The organism is Knoellia sp. B-D-2 (assembly GCF_057714695.1).
This window is the reverse complement of record NZ_CM173189.1, coordinates 3,640,599-3,654,645: the sequence shown is the minus strand read 5'-3', so window position 1 is coordinate 3,654,645 and position 14,047 is coordinate 3,640,599. Positions and strand designations below refer to the sequence as shown.

14 protein-coding genes are annotated in these 14,047 nt (G+C 71.2%); 10 read left to right on the top strand and 4 right to left on the bottom strand.

The window, feature by feature from the left end:
• Positions 1–29: 29 nt before the first annotated feature.
• From AC3EU2_RS17335 to AC3EU2_RS17325, 3 genes are all read left to right on the top strand, one after another.
• Entirely contained in the window at positions 30–1,388 is a 1,359-nt protein-coding gene (locus AC3EU2_RS17335) for a PP2C family protein-serine/threonine phosphatase (protein ID WP_488177518.1), read from the top strand.
• Positions 1,385–1,873 (top strand): GNAT family N-acetyltransferase, encoded by a 489-nt coding sequence (locus AC3EU2_RS17330; RefSeq protein WP_488177517.1) that lies wholly within the window; start codon positions 1,385–1,387, stop codon positions 1,871–1,873. Before AC3EU2_RS17335 ends, AC3EU2_RS17330 begins: the two co-directional genes overlap by 4 nt.
• Positions 1,874–1,961: 88 nt before the next feature.
• Positions 1,962–2,306: a hypothetical protein gene (locus AC3EU2_RS17325; protein ID WP_488177516.1), complete on the top strand. Its 345-nt coding sequence runs from the start codon at positions 1,962–1,964 to the stop codon at positions 2,304–2,306.
• On the opposite strand, the gene AC3EU2_RS17320 is transcribed toward AC3EU2_RS17325, so the two are convergent.
• Both AC3EU2_RS17320 and AC3EU2_RS17315 read right to left on the bottom strand, forming a co-directional pair.
• On the bottom strand, positions 2,290–3,441 hold the full coding sequence (locus AC3EU2_RS17320; RefSeq protein WP_488177515.1) for a hypothetical protein: 1,152 nt from the start codon (positions 3,439–3,441) through the stop codon (positions 2,290–2,292). The two genes, AC3EU2_RS17325 and AC3EU2_RS17320, sit on opposite strands and share 17 nt — an antisense overlap.
• Positions 3,434–3,916 (bottom strand): SigE family RNA polymerase sigma factor, encoded by a 483-nt coding sequence (locus tag AC3EU2_RS17315; protein ID WP_488177514.1) that lies wholly within the window; start codon positions 3,914–3,916, stop codon positions 3,434–3,436. The genes AC3EU2_RS17320 and AC3EU2_RS17315 overlap by 8 nt, the downstream gene beginning before the upstream one ends.
• A gap of 309 nt (positions 3,917–4,225) precedes the next feature.
• On the opposite strand from AC3EU2_RS17315, the gene AC3EU2_RS17310 reads away from it, so the two are divergent.
• Entirely contained in the window at positions 4,226–5,152 is a 927-nt protein-coding gene (locus AC3EU2_RS17310; RefSeq protein ID WP_488177513.1) for an alpha/beta fold hydrolase, read from the top strand.
• On the opposite strand, the gene AC3EU2_RS17305 is transcribed toward AC3EU2_RS17310, so the two are convergent.
• A complete protein-coding gene (locus AC3EU2_RS17305) occupies positions 5,134–7,002 on the bottom strand; it encodes a helix-turn-helix domain-containing protein (RefSeq protein WP_488177512.1) in 1,869 nt (622 codons plus the stop codon). The two genes, AC3EU2_RS17310 and AC3EU2_RS17305, sit on opposite strands and share 19 nt — an antisense overlap.
• A gap of 165 nt (positions 7,003–7,167) precedes the next feature.
• Between AC3EU2_RS17305 and AC3EU2_RS17300 the strand changes: the two genes are divergently transcribed.
• The 6 genes from AC3EU2_RS17300 to AC3EU2_RS17275 all read left to right on the top strand — a co-directional run bounded on the left by AC3EU2_RS17300 (position 7,168) and on the right by AC3EU2_RS17275 (position 12,723).
• Positions 7,168–7,992: an ABC transporter ATP-binding protein gene (locus AC3EU2_RS17300; RefSeq protein ID WP_488177511.1), complete on the top strand. Its 825-nt coding sequence runs from the start codon at positions 7,168–7,170 to the stop codon at positions 7,990–7,992.
• On the top strand, positions 7,985–8,692 hold the full coding sequence (locus tag AC3EU2_RS17295; protein ID WP_488177510.1) for an ABC transporter ATP-binding protein: 708 nt from the start codon (positions 7,985–7,987) through the stop codon (positions 8,690–8,692). The genes AC3EU2_RS17300 and AC3EU2_RS17295 overlap by 8 nt, the downstream gene beginning before the upstream one ends.
• A 94-nt stretch (positions 8,693–8,786) precedes the next feature.
• Positions 8,787–10,040: an ABC transporter substrate-binding protein gene (locus tag AC3EU2_RS17290; RefSeq protein WP_488177509.1), complete on the top strand. Its 1,254-nt coding sequence runs from the start codon at positions 8,787–8,789 to the stop codon at positions 10,038–10,040.
• A 43-nt stretch (positions 10,041–10,083) separates the two neighbouring features.
• Complete coding sequence (locus AC3EU2_RS17285; RefSeq protein ID WP_035933644.1) at positions 10,084–10,953, top strand: branched-chain amino acid ABC transporter permease; 870 nt, start codon at positions 10,084–10,086, stop codon at positions 10,951–10,953.
• Entirely contained in the window at positions 10,950–11,981 is a 1,032-nt protein-coding gene (locus tag AC3EU2_RS17280; protein ID WP_488177508.1) for a branched-chain amino acid ABC transporter permease, read from the top strand. Before AC3EU2_RS17285 ends, AC3EU2_RS17280 begins: the two co-directional genes overlap by 4 nt.
• Entirely contained in the window at positions 11,974–12,723 is a 750-nt protein-coding gene (locus AC3EU2_RS17275) for a 3-hydroxybutyrate dehydrogenase (protein WP_488177507.1), read from the top strand. The genes AC3EU2_RS17280 and AC3EU2_RS17275 overlap by 8 nt, the downstream gene beginning before the upstream one ends.
• 182 nt (positions 12,724–12,905) lie before the next feature.
• Here AC3EU2_RS17275 and AC3EU2_RS17270 read toward each other — a convergent pair whose 3' ends face one another.
• Complete coding sequence (locus AC3EU2_RS17270) at positions 12,906–14,045, bottom strand: class I SAM-dependent methyltransferase (RefSeq protein WP_488177506.1); 1,140 nt, start codon at positions 14,043–14,045, stop codon at positions 12,906–12,908.
• Positions 14,046–14,047: the final 2 nt, after the last annotated feature.

Genomic DNA, 14,047 nt, shown 5'->3' with positions numbered 1-14,047 from the left:
CGCACGTTGCCGCCCCTATGCTCCGGCCCATGGCGCATGACGAGTCGACCGGGAGACTGTGGCGGGTGCTTGACGCCGCGGAGGCCGCCTCGCCGGTCGACGCCGTGGAGGCGGTGACCCGGGAGCTGGGCCTGGCGATGGGTGCGACCGAGGTGTCGTTCCTCATCGTCGACCTGTCCGGGCGCGCCCTGGTGCGCCTCTCACACGTCCCACTCCTGCACCCCGACGGCGCCGCGGACGTCGAGCAACCGCCGCCCGGCGAACGCCGCGACGCCGGCGAGCGGGCCGTCATGGTGTCGCTGGACGGGGGGCCTGCCGAGCGGGCGGTGCGCACCCAGACCGTGCAGGTCCTGCCGCCCGAGACCGGGCCCGGGTCGGGGCCGCCCCAATGGACGGTCCTCGCCCCCATGACCGAACGTGGGGAGGTCATCGGCCTGCTCGAGCTCTGCGTGCCGCAGGCGCCGGACCCTGACGCCCTGGCAGAGATCGCCAGACTTGCCCACCTGGTGGCGTTCGTGGCGATCGCCAACCGCAGACACACCGACGTGTACGAGTGGGGCCAGCGCAGCCGTCCCTCGAGCCTGTCCGCCGAGATCCAGCAGCGGCTGCTCCCCGGCCCGAGAACGTGCGAGGCCGGTGCCTTCACCCTCGCGGCCTGGTTGGAGCCCGCCGCGGAGATCGCCGGGGACACCTTCGACTACAGCCTGGCTCGCGACGTGCTGCACCTGTCGATGACGGACGCGATGGGGCACGGCGTCGGCGCTGCCCTGACGGCCACCCTGTGCGTGAGCGGTCTTCGCGGCGCACGACGGCGGGGCGCGTCACTGCTCGAGCAGGCGTCGGCCACCAACGCCGCGCTGGCGGCTCACTCGGCCGACAACTCGCTCGACGACTTCGTCACCGGTCTCATTGGGCGTCTGGACCTGCGCAGCGGCGCGCTGGAGCTCGTCAATGCCGGACACGTGGCTCCGTTCCTGCTGCGCGCGGGAGTGGTCACCACCCTCGCCCTCCCTTCGGACCCCCCGTTCGGACTCTTCGGCGACACGCGCTTCCGCAGCACCACGACGGCACTGGAGCCCGGGGACCGCATCGTCCTCGTCACCGACGGGATGCTCGAACGGAACGCCGCGGGGATCGACCTGTCGGTGGCCATCGCCGAGACCCGGGACCTGCACCCCCGCGAGGCGGTTCGTCGACTCGCGGACAGCGTCCTGGAGGCGACCGGGCACGCCCTCGAGGACGACGCCACCGTCATGCTGGTGAGCTGGCACGGTGGGCATCACCGGAAGCGAAGCTCCTTCGCCGGCGCCGACTCTCAGCGCGCCAGCGCACCGCGCGCCTCAGGCCCCGGCGGACGGACGCATCCGGCGCTATCGTTTCGGCTGTGACGCTCACGCTGCGCCAGATCACCCCGACCAACCTCGAGTCGGTGCTGGCGCTGCGCACCACGCCCGAGCAGGAACGCTTCGTGAGCTCCGTGGCGGACTCGATGGAGGAGGCCGCGGACTGCCCGGAGGGCAACCCGTGGTACCGAGCCGTCTACGCCGACGAACGGCCCGTGGGGTTCGTCATGATGAGCTGGGACGTGGCACCCCAGCCTCCCGACATCAACGGGCCGTGGTTCCTGTGGAAGCTCCTCATCGACCACCGGCACCAACACCATGGCCATGGCCGGGAGGTCGTGCGCCAGGTGGTGGACCTGGTGCGTGCCAACGGGGGCACCGAGCTCCTCACCAGCCACGGGCAGGGTGAGGGCGGGCCCGCCGGCTTCTACGCCCGGCTCGGCTTCACCCCGAGGGGGGACGTGGACCCCGACGGCGAGATCATCCTGCGCCTGGACCTGGGGCTGGACGTCCAGCGCGCCCTCGCCTAGCTGACGCTCGAGGAGAAGGTGTCACTCCTCGACGGGAGGACTTCGGGCACACCGCCGCGATCGAGCGGCCGGGGTTCCGTCCCTGCTCGTGTCCAACGGTCCGCACCAGCTGCGGAGCCAGCAGGCGGGCGGCGACCACGACTCCGCGCTGGACGCCGTCATCGCCTCGCTCCGGGGTCGACGTGAGGTGCTCTTCGCCGCCGGGTACGGCGTCGGCTCACACGTGTCGGCCGCGTTGCGGGACAGTGGCATCGACGTCCCGATCGACCTCTTCGGGCTGCCGCGCGAGTTCCTCGGTCACGGCTCCCGCGGTCAGGTGCTCGACCGCGTCGTGCTGACACCCGAGGCCATCACGGCGACGCTGCTCGCCCACGTCCGCGGCTGCGCCACCCCGGTGCCCTCCGACGGGGCGCGTCTCAGTTGCTTGGCATGAGGAACGGGCGCTCAGCAGGGACGCGCTCGCAGAGCTGTCGGGCGGCCTCGCAGGCGACGAGGCCGTCATCCACGTCGAGCATGGCGACGTCGTCGTACGACCAGGCGATCCACGGGTACTGGTCGTTGGGCACTCGCCACAGCTCACCAGTCCTCGTGTCGAGGACCGTTGCGCCGTGGCGTGCGGGCGAGTCCTCGAGCCCGAGGACGAAGCGCCCGCTCGGGCTGAGCCGGGCATACGCCTCGAGTTCCGTCAGGAGAACGTCGTCCCGCCCGGGCGCCGTGAGCGTGAGGGTCGGCTCACCGCTGAGGCGCACCCCGTCGTGCACGTCCCGGACCCGGTCCTGAAGCTGGGTCGTTCTCTGGGTGCGCACGTCGAAGTCGTAGACGACCGGGCCGAAGTCCCTCGACGGGGCCACCCACACCACGCGGTCCGCGGCCACCTGGAGGAAGCCGTTCCCGGGAGGGCTGTGATCACCACAGATGCCGGAGCAGTCGATCGCTCCCGACTCCTGCTCGGTTCGCGACAGCTCCCGGCCGGAGGCCGTGTCATAGACGACCAGCTTCCCTGGCGAGGCGGTGGAAGGGTGGGCCCCCTCGAACCAGGCGGCTGTATCGCCGTCGGGGTCGCCACCGGGACCGGACGCCGAGTCCCGTCCCACGATGCGTGGAGCTCCACCCCAGGGGTGGAACCAGACGTCCTTCGTGGCCGGGTCACCATAGAGCGCTCCGCTGCGCACGAGGGCCAGCGAACCCTTCTGGGGAAACACCCCGCCAGGTTCCTGGGGGACCGGCCGCTCGGGGACGATGATGTCGACGGGGGTGCGCTCGACGACGTCACCCCGGTGGAGGCCGTGGCGGTCGAACCAGACGGCATCCTCTGGAACCCCTTCGGCCAGGGTCGGCGGGGCCGGCCGCGCAGGACCTGCCGGAAGCGTCCGTGGGTCGTCGGGACCGGTCGCGGACAGTGCCGAGCCTGCGATCACCGCCGCGACGACGGCAGCGACGACAGAACCCACCGCGATGCGGCGACGGCCGCGCCGGACGGCTCGACGCTCGAGTCCCTCCAGGTCTGGCATCGGGCTTCGGGCGGCGAGGCTTTCGACAGCCTCGCGCAACGTCGTGAACTCAGACATGGGGTTCCTCCGTGACGAGCAGCGCGGAGAGGGCGACCCGACCACGCGACAGTCGAGCCTTGACCGTGCCGGTCGGCAGTCCCAACGTGTCGGCCACTTGCTCCACCGTCAGGTCGGCGAGGTGATGCAGCGCGATGACCTCGCGCTGCCCTGCCGGGAGGCGCCGCAGCGCCTGGATGAGTACGACGTGCCCATCGGTGTCCGCCACGGGCGGATCATGGAGGATGCGTGGGGCGAGGCCGATGAGACGTTGGGCTCGGCGCCAGCGACTGCGAGCGAGGTTGACGGCAACCGTGCGGAGCCATGCTTCGGGATTGTCAGCCGCGAGCAGACGGCGTGGATGGTCGAGTCCACGGACGAACGCCTCCTGGACCACGTCCTCAGCCTCCGCGACGTTCCCGGTGACGCCGATGAGCTGCCCCAGCAGGCGGCGGTACGACCCTGCGTACAGCTCCTGGATCTCGAGGTCGCTCATGCGACGGCTCCCTTCCCTTTCACCATGACGACTCACGGGAGGGTGCGTTTGGTTGCATCCTGCCGAAACTGGGTCAGACGCGGGCGTGAACGGGCACACTCGCCGGGGGGCTCGCCCGCGGGCCGGTCCCCGTCCGACGGTCGACCCGGACTCGCCCGACGTGGGCGAGCGATGGCTCTCCCGCACCTCCGGCCACTCGCACACAGAACGGGTTGGGATGTGGTGCCGCAGCCCATGCGCCGGGGCGAGCGCACGGCATACGGTCGTCGCGGGGCGGCACCGGGCGGCCCTGGGTGGAGGTGGCGGCCAGTGAGGGTCGAGCCCGCGTTCACGGTGCAGGTCGAGACGGGGACCCTCGCGGTCCACGACCTCATCCCCGGCGCGGGCCGGTCCGAGGTGCCCGTCGTCCTCGCCCTGCACGGCATCACCGCCAACGGGCTCGCCTGGCAGGCCCTGGCCGACGAGCTCGTGCGGCGCCACGGCGTGGGCACCGTGCGGCTGCTCGCACCGGACCTGCGCGGGCGTGGGGCGAGCCGCGACGTCCCCGGGCCCTACGGGTTGGCGGTCCACGCGCAGGACACCCTCGCCATCGCGTCCGCGTTCGGGGGGCGTCCGATCCTCGTCGGCCACTCGATGGGCGCGTTCGTCGCCGCCCTCGCCGCGGCGGAGGACCCCGACCGCTACCGGTCCCTCGTCCTCGTCGACGGGGGACTGGCCTTCGCGACCGCCGCAGGCCGCGACGCCGACCATGCGCTCTCCGCCGTCCTCGGTCCGGCGATGGCGCGGCTGTCCATGGTCTTCGACTCTCCCGAGGACCACCTCGCGTTCTGGCGTCGCCACCCGGCCGTGGGGCCGCTGCTGGCCGGCCCCACCGGGGGGTGGCTGCAGCGCTACCTCGAGCATGACCTCGTCCAGCACGGTGACGGCTGGCGCTCGAGCTGCGTCCTCGACGCCGTCCGGGCCGACGGGCGCGACGTCCTCTCGGACCCCGGTGCGCACACCGCAGCGCGGCGCGCGGTCGAGGCCGGCGTGGGCACCCAGCTCCTCTTCGCCGAGCGAGGGCTCCTCGACGAACCGCAGGGTCTCTACGACGAGGCCCGGCTGCGAGCGCTCGACCTCCCCGCGGGACTGCGCACCAGCGAGGTCGCGGGCGCGAACCACTACTCGGTCATCCTCCAGCCGACGGCGATCACGGCACTGGCCGACGCCGTCGACGGTCAGCTCGCGACGAGGTGACGCAGGCGGAGCGCGAGCTGCAGCTCGAGGGCGCGCTCGGGTGACTGCCAGGCGTCACCGACGAGGCGGCTGATCCGCTCCAGCCGCTGCGCGACCGTGTTGGTGTGCACGTGCAGCCGCGTCGCCGCGTGCCGCGGGCTCGCCCCCGCGAGGAAGTAGGCCTCGAGCGTGCCGACGAGGTCCGTGCCCCGCGCCGCGTCGTAGTCCACCAGCGCGCCGAGGACGGAGTGGACGTATGCCGCGACCTCGGGCCGGGTGCCCACGATGAGTCCCGCGAAGCCCAGCTCGGCGGCCGAGGCCCCGTCGCCGCGACGCCCGAGGGCGACCAGCGCCTCCGCGGTGCGCAGGGCCTCGGTGTGCGCTCCCGCCAAGTCGTCGAGGATGCGGCCGGCGCTCGCGCCCGCCCCCTCGCTCACCGGACCGGCGGCGCCGACGGTCACCACGCTGGTGCGGGAGAGCCGCTGCGCCAGCTCGGCCGCGGTGGGTCCCGGGTCCGAGCCGGGCACCAGGGCGACGGCGTGTCCGTCCACCTCGCCGACGAGACCCAGTCCACCCAGGGCGGCGTTGACGGCGAGGACGAGCGAGCGTGCCGGGCCGCCGTCGTCGCGGCGCACGACGAGCAGGCAGCTCGGTTCGCGCAGGTCGACGCCGAGCGAACGGGCCGCGGCGGAGAGGACCGCGAGGTCGCCGTGCCCGCTGACGAGACCGGCGACGACGTCGGTGCGCTGCTGCTGGCGGGCCTCGGCGCGGTTGCGCTCACCGAGGAGGACGAGGGCGGTGACGACGGCGGCGCGCTCGACGGTGCGCTCGTCGGACTCGTCCATCGTCGAGACGTCGCCGATGACGAGGTAGCCGATCCGGGTCTCGGTCGCGCTGATCGCCACCGCCCAGACGTCACCGACGCGGGTGAGCCGGGCGCCCTCGGCCCGGCGCACGACGTGCTCGGCGAGGTCGTGCAGGGTGTCGGCGGTCGGTGGGGCGTCACCGGCCACGCTGCGCAGGACACCGTCCTCGTCGAGGAGCAGGGCCCACCCGCCGAGGAGCTGGGTGAGCGACTCCGTGAGGTCGTCGACCCCGCCGCCCTCGAGCACGATCTCCGCGAACCGGTCGTGGGCGGTGGCGGCGCGCTCGATGCCGGCGGCGTACTGGTGGACCCGCTCGGTGGCCTCGGACAGCGCGGCCAGGGTCCGGGCCGAGTCCTCGGCCGCGCGCACCTGGACGATCGTCACCGCTGCCAGCGCGGCCAGCGAGCCGAGCAGGGCGACCTCGTCGTGGGTGAACGGGCGCGGCGTGCGGTTCGAGGCGAAGAGCACGCCGACGAACTCGTCCTTGACGATGAGCGGCGTTCCGCAGATGGCGACGAGGCCCTCGTCGCCCACGGCGCCGTCGATGGAGCTCGTGTGCATGAAGCGGGCGTCGGCGAAGTAGTCGGCGGTCCAGTACGGCTTGCGTGACTGGGCGACGAGCCCACCGAGGCCGGAGCCGAAGTCGAGGCGCACGACCTGGAACTGCGCGGAGACCGACCCCGCGGTCGCCCGCATGTAGGTGTCCTCGTTGCCCGGGTCGTAGAGCGTGAGGTAGGCGACGTCGGTGCCCATGAGCGCGCGGGCGCGGCGGACGATCGCGTCGAGCACGACGGACGGGTCGGTCATCGACGCGAGCTCGCGGGCGGTGTCGACGAGCGCGGCGAGCTGCTGCTCGCGTCGGCGCTGGACGTCGAAGGCACCGGCGATGCGCATCGCGAGGTCCCGGGCGTGCGGGTCGACGTCGATGGCGGCGAGGTCGGCGGGCGACGCGCCGGAGGCGAGCGACTCGAGCAGTCGCGTGCCGGCGTCGACGGTGTCGGGCATGAGGGCGATCCTAGGGCCCCGTGGCACGAGCCGCATGGGCTGCGCATCCATGAGACACGCCGGACGATGGTGCCCGAGGACATGGGTGGGGTCCGACGGTCGCCCTAGGGTGAGGCCACATCGCCTGCAGAGCCCTCTGCACGGTGACGCACGAGGAGGTGCTTGGTGACGACTGGCGCATCGACGTCCGCGACCGCGACGTCCACGACGTCCCCGGGGTCCGTGTCGACACCGTCGACGATCCTGCGGACCGTCGACCTGACGAAGGACTTCCGGGGCTTCACCGCCGTCAACGCGGTGAACCTCGACGTCGCCGAGGGGACCATCCACGCGCTGGTCGGCCCCAACGGCGCCGGGAAGACGACGCTCTTCAACCTGCTCACCGGCTTCCTCACCCCGACGTCGGGCCAGATCCTCCTGCGCGGGGACGACATCTCCGGCCGGCAGCCCGAGCAGATCGCCCACCTCGGGGTGGCCCGGTCCTTCCAGATCACGAGCCTCTTCGAGCAGATGACGCTGCTCGAGCACCTCGAGCTGGCGCTCGCCTCGCCCACCGGCCTCGGCTACAAGTTCTGGACGTCGCGCAAGAGCCTGGGCCGGTTCCGGAAGCGCGGGATGGAGCTGCTCGCCGAGGTCGGCCTCGCCGACCGCAGTGGCGTCACCGCCGGCTCGCTGGCCTACGGCCAGAAGCGCGCCCTCGAGATCTCCCTCGCCCTGGCCAACGACCCCGCGCTGCTGCTGCTCGACGAGCCGACGGCCGGGATGGGCCTCGAGGACGTCGACCGCACGATCGCCCTCGTCAAGAAGGCGTCCGTGGGTCGCACGGTCGTCTTCGTCGACCACAACATGCACGTCGTCGGGTCCCTCGCGGACCAGGTGACGGTGCTCCAGTCCGGCGAGGTGCTCGCCGAGGGGACCTACGACCACGTGAGGAACGACGAACGTGTCATCACGGCATACCTCGGAGAGTCGGGAGGCGAGCATGGCTGAGCGGCTGCTCACGGTCGACACGCTGTCGGCCTTCCACGGCGAGGCGCAGGTGCTGCGCGACGTCTCCATCGACGTCTCCGCCGGCGAGGTCGTCACCCTCGTCGGCCGCAACGGCGCCGGCAAGACCACCCTGCTGCGCTCGATCATGGGTCTGCACAAGAACACCCGTGGGTCGATCACCCTCGACGGCACGACCCTCGACGGCAAGTCCGCCGACAAGCGGGCCCGGTTGGGGATCGGGTGGGTCCCGGACGACCGGGGGATCTACGCGACCCTCACCGTCGAGGAGAACCTCAGCCTCCCCCCGGTGGTCGACAAGGACGCGTCGTGGAGCCTGGACCGGATCTACGAGCAGTTCCCGGTGCTGCGCGAGCGTCGCGACTTCCCGGGCACGAAGCTCTCCGGTGGTGAGCAGCAGATGCTCGCCATGGCGCGCCCCCTGCGGGCCGGGTCACGGCTCCTGCTCCTCGACGAGCCCAGCGAGGGACTCGCACCGGTGATCGTCAGCCAGATCGGCCAGATCATCCGCGACATCCGCACCCAGGGTGTCGCCGTCCTGCTCGTCGAGCAGAACGTGAAGTTCGCCTCCACGGTGGCGGACCGCCACAACCTGCTCGCGCAGGGCGAGGTCGTCGAGAGCCTGGACAACGACGCGTTCCAGTCCCGCACGACCGAGCTCCTCCAGCACCTCGGCATGTAGCCGAGCGCACCACCCGCTCACGCACCACCGACACCACATTCACACACCACACCTCGACCGCCGGTTCCGGCAGACCACACCCCAGGAGGGGAAAATGCGACACACCCGAATGATCAGCCTCGCGGCCATGGTGGCCGGCTCAGGCCTCGTCCTCACCGCATGCGGCAGCGGCGCAGGCGGCGGACCCGCCGCCGCCACCGGCAAGATCAGCGACGACAAGATCGTCCTCGCCGTCCTCAACGACCAGTCCGGTGTCTACAAGGACCTCTCCGGCCCCAACTCGGTCGAGGCCGTGAAGATGGCCGTCGAGGACTGGAAGGCCAAGCACAAGGACGACGCGGTGAGCAAGAACATCGAGGTCGTCACCGCGGACCACCAGAACAAGCCCGACATCGCCAACACCAAGGCGCAGGAGCTCTACGACCGTCAGAAGGCCGACATCATCCTCGACGTCCCGACCTCGTCGGCGGCCCTGGCCGTCGCGACGCAGGCCAAGACGAAGAAGAAGGTCTACATCAACATCGGTGCCGGCACGACGGCGCTGACCGGCGCGCAGTGCAACAAGTACACCTTCCACTGGGCCTACGACACCTACATGCTCGCCAAGGGCACCGGTGGCACGCTCACCAAGGACGGCGGCAAGAAGTGGAACGTCGTCTACCCCGACTACGCCTTCGGTCAGGACATGACGAAGTCGTTCGAGGGCCAGATCACCGCCGCCGGTGGCGCCATCGGCCAGAAGGTCCCGACGCCGTTCCCGAACGACAACTTCGCGACGTACATCACCAAGGCCGCCGCCGACAAGCCCAACGTCATCGGCACCATGCACGCCGGTGGTGACCTCATCAACTTCGTCAAGCAGTACAACCAGGCCGGGATCTCCGACCAGATCAAGCTCGCCGTCGGCCTGATGTTCATCACCGACATCCACAGCCTCGGCGCCGAGCAGTTCAAGGGCGTCACGTTCACCGAGGCCTGGTACTGGAACTTCGACGAGCAGAACCGCGCCTGGGCCGACAAGTTCCAGGCCAAGACGAAGACCCGCCCGTCGTTCGCACACGCCGCGAACTACTCCGCGGCCTACAACTACCTCGAGGCCGTCCAGGAGGCCGGCTCCGACACCGGTGACGACGTCGTCGCCAAGCTCGAGGGCAAGAAGATCAACGACTTCTTCCTGCGCAACGGTGAGGTCCGCGCCGCCGACCACCGCGTCATCCACGACGCGTACCTGGCCGAGGTCAAGCCCGCCGCCGAGGTCAAGGAGGAGTGGGACTACGAGAAGATCGTCGCCACCATCCCCGCGGCCGAGGCCTTCAAGCCGGTGGCCGAGTCCGGCTGCTCGATGTGACGTCCCCACTCCACCGGTTCACCAGAGGTCACTGAGGTAGACGATGAGTGCATTCATCCAGTACACGCTGCAGGGTCTGGCGACGGGCGGGTTCTACGCCCTCGCCGCCCTGGGGCTGGCGGTCATCTTCGGCGTCATGGGGGTGGTCAACTTCAGCCACGGCGCCATGTACATGCTCGGAGCCGTCGGCTCGGCAGTGCTCCTCGACGTCGCTGACGTGCCGTTCTGGGGTGCACTCGTCGTCGTCCCGGTCCTGCTGTTCCTCTTCGGGATCCTCGTCGAGCGGCTGCTCGTGCGGTGGCTCCTGGCGCTCGACCCGCTGTACAACTTCCTGCTCACCTTCGGCCTGACGCTGCTCATCGTCGACCTCGTGAAGCGCCGCTACGGCGTCTCCGGGTTGCCGTACGAGCTCCCCGCCGGGCTGGAGGGGCGGGTCACCATCGGTGGCCTCAGCCTGTCGAGCTACCAGCTGTTCGCGGCCTTCTTCTCGGTGGCGCTCTGCATCGCGGTGTGGCTGCTCCTCACCAAGACCCGCATCGGCATGATCGTGCGGGCCTCGACCGAGGACGCCGAGCGCACCCGTGCGCTCGGGATCAACGTCGGTCGCTGGGTCACCCCCGTCTTCGGCTTCGGCATCGCCCTGGCCGGCGTCGCGGGTGTCCTGGCGGCCCCGTTCCGCGCGATCACCGCGGACATGGGCAGCAACTTCATCATCATCCTGTTCGCAGTCGTCGTCATCGGCGGGCTCGGCTCGATCCTCGGCGCCGTCATGGCCGGGTTCCTCGTCGGGCTCGTCGAGGCGTACGGCCAGGCCTACGCGCCGTCCTACGCGCAGGTCCTCATCTTCGTCCTCATGGCCGCGGTCGTCCTCGTCCGCCCGGCAGGACTCTTCGGCCGCGAGGAGGCCTCATGAGCGCCCAGCTCACCGAGACGACGCACGTGGAGACGGCGGCGTCGTCCGCCCCGGACCGCAGGCTCAACCCGTTCGTGCGGGCCGGCCTGCTGCTCCTTGCCCTGCTCGTCGTGCTCGCCCTGCCCTGGTACATCTACCCGCCGGTGGCGATGGACATCGTGGCCTGGGGCCTGTTCGCGATCTCGATCGACCTGCTCCTCGGCTTCACCGGACTGCTCAGCTTCGGGCACGCCGCGTTCTGGGGCACGTCGGCCTACGTCACCGGCCTCATCGCCATCAGGTCCGGGCTGCCGTTCCCGGTCGCGATCCTCGGCGGCGCCGTCGTCGCGATGCTCGTCGCGGTGCCCACCGGCTACCTCGCTGTGCGCCGGACCGGGATCTACTTCGCGATGGTCACCCTGGCCTTCGCCCAGATGATCTTCTTCATCGCCAACCAGGCGCGGGACCTCACCGGGGGTGAGAACGGCCTCCAGGGCATCCCCAAGTCCTTCTTCGGGATCGAGCTGGTCGAGACCGACCCGTTCTACTTCTACTACGCCGCCCTCCCGCTCATCCTGCTCGGGGCGTTCATCGCCTGGCGGACCGTGTCCTCGCCGTTCGGCCGGGTGCTCCTCGCCATTCGCGACAACCCGGCCCGCGCCCGCGCGCTCGGCTACGACGTCGAGCGCTACAAGATCATGGTGTTCGTCATCTCGGCGGGCATCGCCGGCCTCGCCGGAGGAGTGTTCTCGGTCAGCCACGGGTTCGCCTCGCTGCAGGAGCTCGTCTGGCAGACCTCGGGCAAGGTCGTGCTCATCACCGTCCTCGGCGGCATCGGCACCCTGTGGGGTGGCCCCCTCGGCGCCGCCGTCGTGGTCCTCCTCGAGGACTACCTCGCCTCGTCCGGCTTCAACGGCATCGGCATCATCACCGGCTCGATCTTCGTCCTCATCGTCCTGCTCTTCCGCAAGGGCATCTGGGGCACCGTCGCGGACCTCGTCGCCAAGATCCGCAGCCGGGGCAGGACGCCGGGTCGACGCGATGCTTGAGGGCCGCACCGCCCTCGTCACCGGTGCGGCCAGCGGCATCGGTGCGGCGATCGTCGAGCGCCTCGCCGCAGCCGGTGCCCACGTGCACGCGGTCGACGTCGCCGCGGACGCTCTCGACGGCCTGGTCAAGCAGGTCGGCGTCGAGCACGTCACCCCCTGGGTGATGGACCTCTCCGACCTCGACGCGCATGACGGCCTGCCGAGGGACATCGACGTCCTCGTCAACAACGCCGGCATCCAGCACGTGGCCCCGGTCCACGAGTTCCCCGTCGAGGACTTCGAACGGATCCACCGGATCATGCTGCTCTCCCCGTTCCGGCTCGTGCGGGCCTGCCTGCCCCACATGTATGCCGCGGGCTGGGGTCGCGTCGTCATGGTCTCGTCCGTGCACGGCCTGCGGGCGAGCCCGTTCAAGTCGGCCTACGTCTCGGCGAAGCACGGCCTCGAGGGGCTGAGCAAGGTCGTCGCCCTGGAAGCCGGTGACAAGGGCGTCACGAGCAACTGCGTCAACCCGGCATACGTGCGAACTCCGTTGGTGGAGAAGCAGATCAGCGCGCAGGCGCAGACTCACGGCATCCCGGAGTCGCAGGTTCTCGCGGAGGTCATGCTGACGCCGGTCGCGGTCAAGCGGCTCATCGAGCCGTCCGAGGTCGCCGACCTCGTCGCGTTCCTCTGCGGGCCGTCGTCGGCCTCGATCTCGGGCAGCTCGTTCACGATGGATGGCGGCTGGACCGCTCACTGACCGGATGCCCTACGGCTGTCGCACTCACACGTCGGTTCCATGCAGGTCGTCGCCCGCACATCCCGGTTCGCCGCAGTCCCATCCGCCGTCGCGCGCTGCGCGCACTCCGGCTCCCGCCAGGCCCAGCCAGCGGCGAACCGGGATGTGCGGGCTCCTCCGCCGGGGTGGCTTGGGTCCGTCGGTCAGGTGCGGCGGCGGGAGGAGGTGACGGTGAACTTGGTGGTGCGCTGGACCTGTTTGGTCGAGCCGATGATCTTGTCGAGGATCGGGCGGTAGTTCTGGGGCGTGTTCCAGACGCACCAGAGCTCGCCGCCGGGGGCGAGGACCCGGGCGACGTCGGCGAAGAGCCGCTCGGCGAGCCCGGAGTGCACGGCGGCGCCGACGTGGAACGGCGGGTTGAGGACGACGAGCTGCGCCGAGGCGTCGGGCTCGGTCTCGAGCGCGTCGGCCCGGACCACCTCGATGCGGTCGGCCACGCCGTTTGCCTCGGCGGTTGCGACGGTCGACCTCACGGCCGCGGCCGACTGGTCGGTGGCCATCACCTGCAGCGTCGGCCGCGCGAGGGCGAGCGCGGCGGCGACGAGGCCGCTGCCGGAGGCGAGGTCGATGGCCCGCTCGGCCGCACGCATGTCGGGGATGTGCTCGAGCAGGAGCCGGGTGCCGATGTCGATGCCCGTCCCGGCGAAGACCCCACCGTGGCCGACGACCGTGAGGCCCAGGTCCTCGTGGCGCTGACGGTGCGGCCAGTCGCCGGCGACGTCGCGGCGTGGCGTGGTGGCGTGCAGGACGCGCGACTTCTGCCGGGCCAGGCTGGCGTTCACGTCGGCGAACGACGCCGCCAGGACCTCGTTCATAGTCCGCGTCATGTGCTTGACCCGGCCGCCGGCGACGAGCCGGACCTCGGGGTGCGCGTGGGCCGCGACGAGCTGGGCGATCTCGTCCAGCTCGTCGAGCGAGCGGGGGAGCTGCAGCAGGACCAGTCGGGCGCCCTCGACGAGCGTCGCGTCGAGCGGGTGGTGCTCGAACGGCAGGGCCTCGCCGTCCCGGCCGAGGCCGCGTCGAGCGGCGTTGGCCGTCAGGGCGCGTTCCCCGAGGACACCGTCCTGGTGCACCCGCACCCGGGACGCCCCGAGGGCGACGGCACCCAGGGTCAGTGCTCCGTGGCGGTCACCGATGACGACGACGTCGTCGCGACCGTCGGGCAGTGGCCCGGCCTCGTCGAGGACGAGCCGGTCACTCGCGTCCCAGGCCTGGAGGTTCGGTGCCTCGACGTCCGGCCAGCGGCGCAGGTCGTCCCAGTCGTCCAGCGAGGTGGTGGTCACGG

What these genes read in the sequence shown, in the direction of transcription:
- AC3EU2_RS17335 (WP_488177518.1), top strand. Translation starts at nt 30, where the DNA reads ATGGCGCATGACGAGTCGACCGGGAGACTGTGGCGGGTGCTTGACGCC.
- AC3EU2_RS17315 (WP_488177514.1), bottom strand. Translation starts at nt 3,916, where the DNA reads ATGAGCGACCTCGAGATCCAGGAGCTGTACGCAGGGTCGTACCGCCGC.
- AC3EU2_RS17320 (WP_488177515.1), bottom strand. Translation starts at nt 3,441, where the DNA reads ATGTCTGAGTTCACGACGTTGCGCGAGGCTGTCGAAAGCCTCGCCGCC.
- AC3EU2_RS17280 (WP_488177508.1), top strand. Translation starts at nt 10,950, where the DNA reads ATGAGCGCCCAGCTCACCGAGACGACGCACGTGGAGACGGCGGCGTCG.
- AC3EU2_RS17285 (WP_035933644.1), top strand. Translation starts at nt 10,084, where the DNA reads ATGAGTGCATTCATCCAGTACACGCTGCAGGGTCTGGCGACGGGCGGG.
- AC3EU2_RS17275 (WP_488177507.1), top strand. Translation starts at nt 11,974, where the DNA reads ATGCTTGAGGGCCGCACCGCCCTCGTCACCGGTGCGGCCAGCGGCATC.
- AC3EU2_RS17290 (WP_488177509.1), top strand. Translation starts at nt 8,787, where the DNA reads ATGCGACACACCCGAATGATCAGCCTCGCGGCCATGGTGGCCGGCTCA.
- AC3EU2_RS17305 (WP_488177512.1), bottom strand. Translation starts at nt 7,002, where the DNA reads ATGCCCGACACCGTCGACGCCGGCACGCGACTGCTCGAGTCGCTCGCC.
- AC3EU2_RS17295 (WP_488177510.1), top strand. Translation starts at nt 7,985, where the DNA reads ATGGCTGAGCGGCTGCTCACGGTCGACACGCTGTCGGCCTTCCACGGC.